This window comes from Ralstonia sp. Ralssp135 (assembly GCF_047304345.1).
Lineage (GTDB): Bacteria > Pseudomonadota > Gammaproteobacteria > Burkholderiales > Burkholderiaceae > Ralstonia > Ralstonia chuxiongensis.
The window spans coordinates 46894-56520 of record NZ_JBGLYZ010000034.1; the positions used below are offsets into that span (position 1 = coordinate 46894).

General features: G+C 63.4%; 9 protein-coding genes. 5 read left to right on the plus strand and 4 right to left on the minus strand.

What is annotated here, in order from left to right:
- Positions 1-29: 29 nt before the first annotated feature.
- Positions 30-1805, minus strand: a complete 1776-nt coding sequence (gene gcl, locus ACCD03_RS20060) for a glyoxylate carboligase (RefSeq protein ID WP_253535715.1) — start codon at positions 1803-1805, stop codon at positions 30-32.
- 346 nt (positions 1806-2151) lie between these two features.
- Between gcl and ACCD03_RS20065 the strand changes: the two genes are divergently transcribed.
- Positions 2152-3063 (plus strand): LysR family transcriptional regulator, encoded by a 912-nt coding sequence (locus ACCD03_RS20065; RefSeq protein WP_024977274.1) that lies wholly within the window; start codon positions 2152-2154, stop codon positions 3061-3063.
- Between the two features lie 112 nt (positions 3064-3175).
- Entirely contained in the window at positions 3176-3601 is a 426-nt protein-coding gene (locus tag ACCD03_RS20070; RefSeq protein ID WP_413412666.1) for a hypothetical protein, read from the plus strand.
- Positions 3602-3604: 3 nt separating this feature from the next.
- On the opposite strand, the gene ACCD03_RS20075 is transcribed toward ACCD03_RS20070, so the two are convergent.
- From ACCD03_RS20075 to ACCD03_RS20085, 3 genes are read right to left on the minus strand one after another with little or no spacing between them, the layout of a single operon-like run.
- On the minus strand, positions 3605-4189 hold the full coding sequence (locus ACCD03_RS20075) for a YigZ family protein (protein ID WP_316675815.1): 585 nt from the start codon (positions 4187-4189) through the stop codon (positions 3605-3607).
- 6 nt (positions 4190-4195) lie between these two features.
- Complete coding sequence (locus tag ACCD03_RS20080) at positions 4196-4891, minus strand: GntR family transcriptional regulator (RefSeq protein WP_024977277.1); 696 nt, start codon at positions 4889-4891, stop codon at positions 4196-4198.
- Positions 4892-4928: 37 nt separating this feature from the next.
- Positions 4929-6269: a C4-dicarboxylate transporter DctA gene (locus ACCD03_RS20085; protein WP_253535712.1), complete on the minus strand. Its 1341-nt coding sequence runs from the start codon at positions 6267-6269 to the stop codon at positions 4929-4931.
- A 343-nt stretch (positions 6270-6612) separates the two neighbouring features.
- Here ACCD03_RS20085 and alc point away from each other — a divergent pair, with 343 nt between their 5' ends.
- From alc to ACCD03_RS20100, 3 genes are all read left to right on the plus strand, one after another.
- On the plus strand, positions 6613-7623 hold the full coding sequence (alc, locus tag ACCD03_RS20090) for an allantoicase (protein WP_413412665.1): 1011 nt from the start codon (positions 6613-6615) through the stop codon (positions 7621-7623).
- Complete coding sequence (locus ACCD03_RS20095) at positions 7620-8147, plus strand: ureidoglycolate lyase (RefSeq protein WP_253535711.1); 528 nt, start codon at positions 7620-7622, stop codon at positions 8145-8147. The genes alc and ACCD03_RS20095 overlap by 4 nt, the downstream gene beginning before the upstream one ends.
- 93 nt (positions 8148-8240) lie before the next feature.
- The gene (locus ACCD03_RS20100; RefSeq protein ID WP_413412664.1) at positions 8241-9515 is read left to right on the plus strand and encodes a M20/M25/M40 family metallo-hydrolase; all 1275 of its coding nucleotides are present in this window, start codon (positions 8241-8243) and stop codon (positions 9513-9515) included.
- Positions 9516-9627 lie beyond the last annotated feature (112 nt).

The following is a 9627-nucleotide window of genomic DNA, read 5'->3' on the forward strand; positions in this document are numbered from 1 at the left end:
TCGGACGGTGAGGGAACAGCGCGCCGTCTTTATGCGGTGACGCCTTCGGCTTCCGTGAGGGTGTCTTCCAGGTCGAGCACGTCTTCAAACTCGACCACGTTGTCGATCTCCGTGCCCATGGCGATGTTCGTCACGCGCTCGAGAATCACTTCCACCATCACCGGCACCGAGAACTCGGCCATCAGCAGGCGAGCCTGCGCGAAGGCGGGTTCGATGTCTTCCGGGTTGAACACGCGGATCGCCTTGCAACCCAGGCCTTCCACCACCTTCACGTGGTCGACGCCGTAGCCGTTCAGCTCAGGGGCGTTGACGTTGTCGAAAGCGAGCTGGACGCAGTAGTCCATGTCGAAGTTGCGCTGCGCCTGGCGGATCAGGCCCAGGTACGAGTTGTTCACCACCACGTGGATGTACGGCACCTTGAACTGCGCGGCCACCGCCATCTCTTCGATCATGAACTGGAAGTCGTAGTCACCAGAGATAGCCACCACGTCGCTGTTGGGCGAGGCCACCTTCACGCCGATGGCGGCGGGAATCGTCCAGCCCAGCGGGCCTGCCTGGCCGCAGTTGATCCAGTGGCGCGGCTGGTTGACCGACAGGAACTGCGCAGCAGCGATCTGCGACAGGCCGATCGTGCTCACGTAACGCACGTCGCGCGGGAAGTACTGGTTCATCTCGCGGTACACGCGCTGCGGCTTGATGGGCACGTTGTCGAAGTCCGAGCGACGCAGCATCGTGCGCTTGCGCTTCTGCACGTCGGCGTTCCAGCTCTTGCGGCACGGCAGCTTGCCGGCGGCCTTCAGCTCGCGGGCCACTTCAATGAACTTCTCCAGTGCAGCCTTGGCGTCCGACACGATGCCAAGGTCCGGGCCGAACACGCGGCCGATCTGGGTCGGTTCGATATCGACGTGAATGAACTTGCGGCCCTTGGTGTAGACGTCGACGCTGCCCGTGTGGCGGTTGGCCCAGCGGTTGCCGATGCCGAACACGAAGTCCGAAGCCAGCAGCGTGGCGTTGCCGTAGCGGTGCGACGTTTGCAGGCCGACCATGCCGGCGTTGAGCGGGTGGTCGTCAGCCAGCACACCCCAGCCCATCAGCGTGGGCACCACAGGCACGTTCACCAGCTCCGCAAACTCGACCATCAGCTTGGCCGCATCGGCGTTGATCACGCCGCCGCCGCACACCAGCAGCGGGCGCTCGGCCTGGCACAGCATCTCGATGGCGCGCTCGGCTTGGGCACGCGTGGCGGCGGGCTTGTAGACCGGCAGCGGGCTGTAGGTGTCGGGGTCGAATTCAATCTCGGCGACTTGCACGTCGAACGGCAGGTCGATCAGCACCGGACCGGGGCGGCCCGAGCGCATCAGGTGGAAGGCTTGCTGGAACACGCGCGGCACCAGCGCCGGCTCGCGCACGGTGACGGCCCACTTCGTGACCGGCTTGGCGATCGACTCGATGTCGACGGCCTGGAAATCTTCCTTGTACAGACGGGCGCGGGGCGCCTGGCCGGTGATGCACAGGATGGGAATCGAGTCTGCCCAGGCCGAGTACAGGCCGGTAATCATGTCGGTGCCTGCCGGGCCCGACGTGCCGATGCACACGCCGATGTTGCCGGGTTCGGCACGGGTGTAGCCCTCGGCCATGTGCGAGGCGCCTTCAACGTGGCGGGCCAGCACGTGGTCAATGTTGCCGGCGCGGCGCAGCGCCGAGTACAACGGGTTGATGGCGGCACCAGGCACGCCGAAGGCGGTGGTGATGCCTTCTTTTTCCATCACCGCAACTGCGGCATCAATCGCTCTCATCTTCGGCATGGGGTGTCTCCAGGAAGGGGAAGGTGGGAATCAGTTGGAGCTGATCCTATTCCCGCATGCCGATATGGATAAACGCAGATTTCGTCAGTTGATTGCTAACTCAGAATACCGAATAGATTTGCGTGCCGCACCAATACCAAGGCAATCAACATGCCGGAAAGCCTTGTATTCAAGCCATTTTTAGGCACGTTTGTGCGACGCAATAATTCGACGCGACACGCTCGCATCGATCACATCGTCGTCCACCATTTTTGCCATTCGTCATAAGTGATATGCGCCAGAAAGTCGCAATCCAGGTACGGAATGCTCACTAAAATGGTCAGACATTGCGAACTGGAATGATGGAATGGACAAGCTCAAGCAGATCGAAGCGTTCATCGCCGTGGTGGAACACGGCAGCATGGCCGCCGCCGCGCTCACGCAAGACGTGACGCCCGTCATGATCGGACGCCGCATCAACGCGCTGGAAGCCCGCCTGGGCGTGAAGCTGCTGCACCGGTCAACTCGCCGCATTGCGGTGACGGAGCAGGGCGCGGTGTTCATGGAACAGTGCAAAAAGGCGCTGGGCGAGCTGGACCGCGCAGAACTGCTGGTTGCCGAAGGCCGCCACAAGGCGACCGGGCACCTGATCGTTTCGGCGCCGGCTGCCTTCGGCCGCAAGCACGTCGCGCCGCATGCGCCGGACTTCCTGCGCGCCAACCCCGACGTACGCATCTCCTTCAACCTGACTGACCGCGTGGTCGACCTCGTGCGTGAAGGCTACGACGTGGGCATCCGCATTGGCGGTGCGATCGATCCGAACTTCGTGGCGATCCGCCTGGCGTCGAACAAGCGCGTGGTGTGCGGCACGCCCGCGTACTTCGCCAAGCACGGCGTGCCCCGCACGCTGGATGATCTCGAACGCCACAACTGCCTCGCCTTCAACCTGCAGGGCGGCCAACAACGCGGCTGGTATTTCCAGCAGAACGGCAAGGCCGTCACCGTGAAGGTGAACGGCAACCTCGATTGCAACGATGGTGAACTGCTGCACCGCTGGATGGGCGAAGGCCTCGGCCTGGGGTGGCGCTCAACGTGGGAGATCCAGCCCGAACTGGAATCCGGCGCGCTGATGACCGTGCTGGACGACTACGCGCTGCCCGACTACGACATCCTCGCCGTGTACCCGCAGCAGCGGCCGGTGCCGGCGAAGATCCGCTTCTTTATCGAACACCTGAAGACGGTGTATGGGCAGGCGGGGTATTGGTCGCGAACGAGTTGAGCGTGCGGAAATGGATGACGGTTCCTAAACTTGTCATCAGATGCGCCGCGGGTGGCGCGCTCAATGCCGGAGACTGAAGATGCTACACAGAACCGCAGTTGTCGGCGCTCTCATGCTCAGCACCTCCGCCCTGGCGTGCGATCTGACCGGGCTTGAGCACCCGCTGGTGTTCTCGCCCGGCGAGTCTGCGCTGCCGACCACCGAAATCCTGAAACTGGCGGAATGGGATTCGCAGCTCAAAGAAGATTTTCACAGCGGCGGCAAGTACCGGGTGCGCTTGCGGGAGGCGTCCGAGCCTGCTTCCGACCCAGAGCTGGCGGTGCTGCGCCTCAGAAGCATTCAGGCCGTGCTGGACGCTGTCGGAATCGAAGGCGACAAAGTCGAGTCGTCTGAAGCCGATACGCATCTACGTGCCGTGGAACGCGAGGGTGTCGCCCCAAAAATGCCGACAGCCGCCTACGTAGTTTTCCAACCGGACTGTCAGAACCCCTGTTGCGCGGGCTCCGCGCCCGCCGCTCCGCTCGCTCCCGAGCGATAAGCGCTAGGTAATCGCCACACGCCCCTGCGTCAAATCCCGCAACGTGACCCGCGCGGCCGCCTCGTCCGTCACCGGCAATCGCACAGTGAGTGTGACGCCCGCATCGTAGGCGGCATCCAGCAGCGCATACCCGCCATCATCGATCCAGCGGCGGATGCGCGCTTCATCGGCGTAATCGGTAGCGAGGGTGAGCGTCGTGCTGGCGATGCGCTCCACGCGTTCAGCCTGCATGAGCGCGGTAGCGATGGCATCTGTGTACGCGCGTACAAGACCGCCTGCGCCGAGCTTGACGCCGCCAAAGTAACGCACCACGGCGCCCAGCGTGCCGTCCAGATCATGATGGCGCAGCACTTCCAGGATGGGGCGGCCTGCCGTGCCGGAGGGCTCGCCGTCATCGGACATGCCGGACTGGCCGCCCGCCAGGAGCGCCCAGCAGACGTGTGTGGCAGAGGGGTGTTCGGCGCGCAGGCGTGCAATGACGTCCATGGCGGCGGCCCGGTCTTCAACCGGCATTGCCAATCCGATAAAGCGGCTCTTCTTGATTTCCAGCTCGGCAGAAACCGGCGCGCGCAGCGTGTACGTCGGCACGCGCGGTCAGGCGAGGAGGGCGGCTACGAGATCCGTCGCCCGGCCGCCCGGCGATTCGAACTTGAGCGACGCCTCGGTGTGTGCCATGTGCTCTTCCATCAGCGCGATGGCGCCTTCCACGTCACCGCGCTTGGCGGCGTCCAGGAAAGCAGTGTGTTCGTCGGACGAACGCACGGCGTCGTACGTCGACTGGTACATCATCGTAATCACCGAGCTGCGCGCGGAAAGCTCGTAGAGCATTTCCTTGAGCACGCTGTTCCCGACCACGTCGGCCATCAGAAGGTGAAAGTCGGCCATCAGGCGGTTGCGGCGCGGGACGTCAGACAAGTCGCCGCTTGCCGCCACCTTGTGTTCTTCGGCTAGGTGCTTCTCCAGCCGCTTGTAATCGGCGGGCGTCGCTTTGGCGATGAACTCGCGTACCAGCGCCACTTCCAGCACGCGGCGCACGGCAAACACTTCGCGCGCTTCGGTCTCATCCGGCTTGGCCACGAACGCACCGCGATCCGGCTCCATGCGGATCAGCTTGTCCTTGGCCAGCATCAGGAGCGCCGCGCGAATCTTCGTGCGGCTGACGTGGTAGACCCGCGCCAGCGCCTCTTCGCGCAGCTTGGTGCCCGGCGGCAGCCGATGCGCGACGATCGCCTGGGCGATGTCATCGGCAATGCCTTCGGAGGAGATGTCGGCGGCGGTGGTTTCGGTCATGGCGCCGATTTTACCGCCGTCCGACAGTAGCGCCGCTTCAGGCATGCGGCAGCGTGTGGGCGGCCTGTGCGGCCACACCGTGGCTGTGCGCAATCGCTTCGCCTTCTTCGGTGATGTCGATCTTGCCGTCGAGCACCGCATTGGCGCGCACCCGGTCGATGTCCTTTTCCCACGCCGCGATGACGACCGTGGCGACGCAGTTGCCGATCAGGTTGCCCAGCGCACGGGCAATGCCGATGAACCAGTCGACGGAGAGCACCAGCACCAGGCCGATCGCCGGAATGGCCGGAATGACCGACAGCGTGGCCGCCAGAATCACGATGGCCGAGCCCGGAATACCATGCGCGCCCTTGGAGGTGATGAGTGCCACAGCCAGGATCAGCAGCAGATCATGCAGCGACAGCGACGTGTTAGTCGCCTGCGCGATGAACACCGCCGCCAGCGTCAGGTAGATCGAGAACGCATCGAGGTTGAACGAGTAGCCGGTCGGGATGACCAGACCCACCACCGAGCGCTTGATGCCCATCTTCTCCAGCTTGTTCATGATCGACGGCAGCACCGCATCGGACGATGCCGTGCCCGCCACCACCACCAGTTCGGCGCGCAGGAAACGGATCAGCTTGAAGATGTTGAAGCCGGCCAGGCGCAGGATGGTGCCCAACACCACCACCACGAAGATTGTCACCGCCGCATAGAACAGCAGCACCAGGAAGCCCAGTTGCTTGAGCGAGCCCGCACCGTACTTGCCCACGGTAAAGGCCACCGCGCCCAACACGCCCAGCGGCGCCAAGCGGATGATCACCGCCATCATGCGGAACAGCACTTGCGAGAACTGATCGATGAACGCCACGACAGGCTTGGTGCGCTCACCCAGCATCGACAGCGCGCAACCAAACAAGATCGACAGCACCAATACCTGCAACACGTCGCCCTTGGCAAAGGCACTCACGAAGGTGTCCGGAATCAAGCCCAGAAAGAAGGTCGCGAACCCGCCTGAATGCATCTTCTCGGCGTTGGCCATGTAGGTGGACAGCGCTGCCGGGTCCAGCGTCTTCGGGTCCACATTCATGCCGTGGCCCGGTCCGAACAGATAGGCCAGCGCAATACCCAGCGCCAGCGCAATGGTGGTAACCACCTCGAAGTAGAGGACGGCCTTGCCGCCCACGCGCCCGACCTTCTTCAACTCACCGGCGCCGCAAATGCCAACGACCACCACCGAGAAGACGATCGGCGTAATCAGCATCTGGATCAGTTTCAGAAAGCCGTCGCCTAGCGGCTTGAGGTGCTGCGCGAAGTCCGGTGCCCAGACGCCCAGCGCGATGCCCAGCGCAAGAGCAATCAAAACCTGCCCGAACAACGGGCGCGTAAAGCGTTGCATGGTGAATCCTCCTTTGGATTACTGGTGTCTCAAGCCTTGCCCAATCGTCTAATTCAGTTGGTTGCGATTGTCGTCACGGCCTTGTTTCGCTCGCTGCGTCGCAACAAATTGTCGCGATGAATTGTTGAGCGTTGACGGCATCATAGGCCATCCAATTTTTGTATGCAATTTTTGAATTCACATGCTAGGATCGACTCATGCAGTCCCGCGAAGCCTTGTGTTTCCGCCATCTAAGCTGCACTTCCGGCGTTCCCATCGCTACAGTTTCGAGTGTTCTTACTCGCCGTTTTTGTTCGATGGGGCGGCCGTATAACATCCAGAGACAAATACCAAGGAGTTCCACATGGCGATGCCCACGCTCGATCCGAACGCGCCGGATTTCACGCGCCGATATCCGAACCTGGCGGACCCCCGCCTTGGCGCCGAGGCCACGTTCGCGACCGACGAATTCTTCGCGCCGAAAGACCGCATGCTCAACCCCGAGCCGGCGGTCTTCATTCCGGGCAAGTACGACGACCACGGCAAGTGGATGGATGGTTGGGAAACGCGCCGTCGCCGCAACGGTGGCTATGACCATTGCATCGTCCGCCTGGCCCGCCCGGGCGTCGTGAAAGGTGTGGATATCGACACCAGCCACTTCACCGGCAACTTCCCGCCGGCCGCTTCCATTGAAGCCGCTTATCTGCCGGATGGCGAGCCGACCGAAGCCACGCAGTGGACTGAAATCGTTCCGTCGACCACGCTGCAAGGCAACAGCCACGCCTACGTGGCCGTGACGAGCACGCAAGCCTTCACGCACCTGCGCGTGAACATCTTCCCGGACGGCGGTATCGCGCGGCTGCGCGTGTACGGCCAGCCGCAAGTCGACTGGAAGGGCGCAGACCGTACCAAGCTGTTCGACCTGGCCGCCATGGAAAACGGCGCCTACGTGGTCGAAGCCAACAACGAACACTTCGGGCCGGCCTCGCGCATGTTGATGCCGGGCCGTGGCGTGAACATGGGCGACGGCTGGGAAACGCGCCGCCGCCGCGAACCGGGCAACGACTGGTGCGTGATCGCCCTGGCCAACCCGGGCCGCATCCGCAAGATCGAAGTCGACACCGCGCACTTCAAGGGCAACTTCGCTGACCGCGTTTCCATCCAGGCCGCTCGCGTGGTGGGCGGCACTGACAGCTCGCTGAAGACGCAAGCGATGTTCTGGCAAATGCTGCTGCCTGAGCAGAAGCTGCAGATGGATCTTCAGCACTACTACGAAGCGGAAATCGCCGACCTCGGCATCGTGACGCACGTGCGCTTCAACATGTTCCCCGATGGCGGTGTCTCGCGTCTGCGCCTGTGGGGGGTGCTCGAATGAGCCAAGAGACCGTCGCACGCGTTGCGCTGACCATCGAGCCACTTACGCGCGAAGCCTTTGCGCCGTTCGGCGACGTGATCGAACTGGAAGGGGCCAAGCAATTCCCCATCAACCAAGGCACGACCATCCGCTTTCATGACCTCGCCAACGTGGATGTGGGCGAGGGCGGCCGCGCGCTGATCAGCCTGTTCCGTGGTCAGCCGCGCACGCTGCCGTTCGAGGTCAAGATGCTGGAGCGCCATCCGCGTGGCAGCCAGGCGTTCATCCCGCAGAACGACAAGCCGTATCTGATTGTCGTGGCACCGGCCGGCGAGCTGGACCCGTCCAAGTTGCGCGCGTTCGTCTCGCGCGGCTGGCAAGGCGTGAACTACGCGCGCGGCGTGTGGCATCACCCGCTGCTGGCCCTGGGCGAGGTGAGCGATTTCCTCGTCGTCGACCGTGGTGGCGAAGGCCACAACTGCGACGAGCAAGACCTGGCCGAATCGGTGTGGTTGACCGCCGAGGCCATGCAGGCCGCGCAGTAAGCATCGCGTCATCCGCGTCAATCCTGAGCCCCCGCACAACGGGGGCTCAGTCACTTTCAATCTCCGTCCCACTACAAGCAGGGAGACATCGACATGACCCAGGCTCAACTCGCCACCCCCGGCATCGATGCGGACATCCGCGCGTTTGTCGCGGCAGCGCACGCGCAGCAGATTGATTTCCTGCGCGAGCTGGTGAAGGTGCCGTCGGACAACCCGTCCGGCGATTGCGCGCCGCATGCCGCGCGCGCCAAGGCGCTGCTGGAGGCGCTGGGCCTCACGGTCGAGGCACATGCCGTGCCGCAGGCGCAGGTACGTGCCGCCGGCATGGTAAGCGCCACCAACCTGATCGTGCGTCACACGTTCGGCAGCGGCGGCCCCACGGTCGCCATGAACGCACACGGCGATGTCGTCCCGCCGGGCCTGGGCTGGACGCACGACCCGTACCGGGGCGAGATCGTTGAGACCGAACACGGCCCGACCATGTTCGGCCGCGGCGTGGCGGTGTCCAAGTCAGACTTTGCCACCTACACGTGGGCGCTCCTCGCGCTGATCGAGGCGGAAAAGCGTGGCGCGAAGCTCAACGGCACGGTCGAACTGCACTTCACATACGACGAAGAGACCGGCGGCGACATCGGCCCGAAGTGGCTGCTGGATCAAGGCCTGAGCAAGCCCGATTACGCGATCTCGGCGGGTTTTGCTTATGGCATCACCTCGGCGCACAACGGCTGCCTGCACGTGCAGGTGACGGTGCGCGGCAAGCAGGCGCACGCCGCCATGCCGCACACGGGCATCGACGCCATCGAGGCGGCCACGCATATCCTGCAGGCCGTGTATGCATATCGCGCAGAACTCGCAACGCGTAAATCCGCCGTGCCGGGCATTGACCACGCAACGCTCAACGTCGGGTTAATCCAGGGTGGCATCAACACCAACGTGGTGCCCGATCTGGTGACGTTCCGCGTTGACCGCCGGATGATTCCCGAAGAAGCCGGCCGCGATGCAGAAGGCGAACTGCGCGCGGTGATCGAGCGCGCGGCGGCAGAACGGCCGGGGATCGAGGTTTCAGTCGAACGCATTCTGCTGGCGGAGCCGCTTGCTGAACTGCCAGGTGTGGAAGCGCTGATTGGCGCGCTGCGGCGGAATGCCTTGGCCGTGTTTGGCGGGGATGTGCCGGTGCATGGCGTGCCGTTGTATACCGACGCGCGGCATTACACGGCGCATGGCGTGCCGACGGTTCTGTATGGCGCAGGACCGCGTACGTTGATGGAAGCGCGTGGGCACAACACGGATGAAAACCTGCGGTTGAATGATCTGCGGGGCGCGACTGTGGTGGTGGGGTGTGCTGTGGGGGAATTGTTGGGTGGGTGATTGTTGTTTTGTTTTTGTCTTGGTGGTCCATCCCCCTTTCGTTCCCTGCCGGGACCGACCTACTTTTCTTTGTCTTGCCAAAGAAAAGTAGGCAAAAGAAAGGCGCGCCCGA

What these genes read in the sequence shown, in the direction of transcription:
- ACCD03_RS20095 (WP_253535711.1), top strand. Translation starts at nt 7,620, where the DNA reads ATGAGCCAAGAGACCGTCGCACGCGTTGCGCTGACCATCGAGCCACTT.
- ACCD03_RS20080 (WP_024977277.1), bottom strand. Translation starts at nt 4,891, where the DNA reads ATGACCGAAACCACCGCCGCCGACATCTCCTCCGAAGGCATTGCCGAT.
- ACCD03_RS20100 (WP_413412664.1), top strand. Translation starts at nt 8,241, where the DNA reads ATGACCCAGGCTCAACTCGCCACCCCCGGCATCGATGCGGACATCCGC.
- alc (WP_413412665.1), top strand. Translation starts at nt 6,613, where the DNA reads ATGGCGATGCCCACGCTCGATCCGAACGCGCCGGATTTCACGCGCCGA.
- gcl (WP_253535715.1), bottom strand. Translation starts at nt 1,805, where the DNA reads ATGCCGAAGATGAGAGCGATTGATGCCGCAGTTGCGGTGATGGAAAAA.
- ACCD03_RS20065 (WP_024977274.1), top strand. Translation starts at nt 2,152, where the DNA reads ATGGACAAGCTCAAGCAGATCGAAGCGTTCATCGCCGTGGTGGAACAC.
- ACCD03_RS20070 (WP_413412666.1), top strand. Translation starts at nt 3,176, where the DNA reads ATGCTCAGCACCTCCGCCCTGGCGTGCGATCTGACCGGGCTTGAGCAC.
- ACCD03_RS20085 (WP_253535712.1), bottom strand. Translation starts at nt 6,269, where the DNA reads ATGCAACGCTTTACGCGCCCGTTGTTCGGGCAGGTTTTGATTGCTCTT.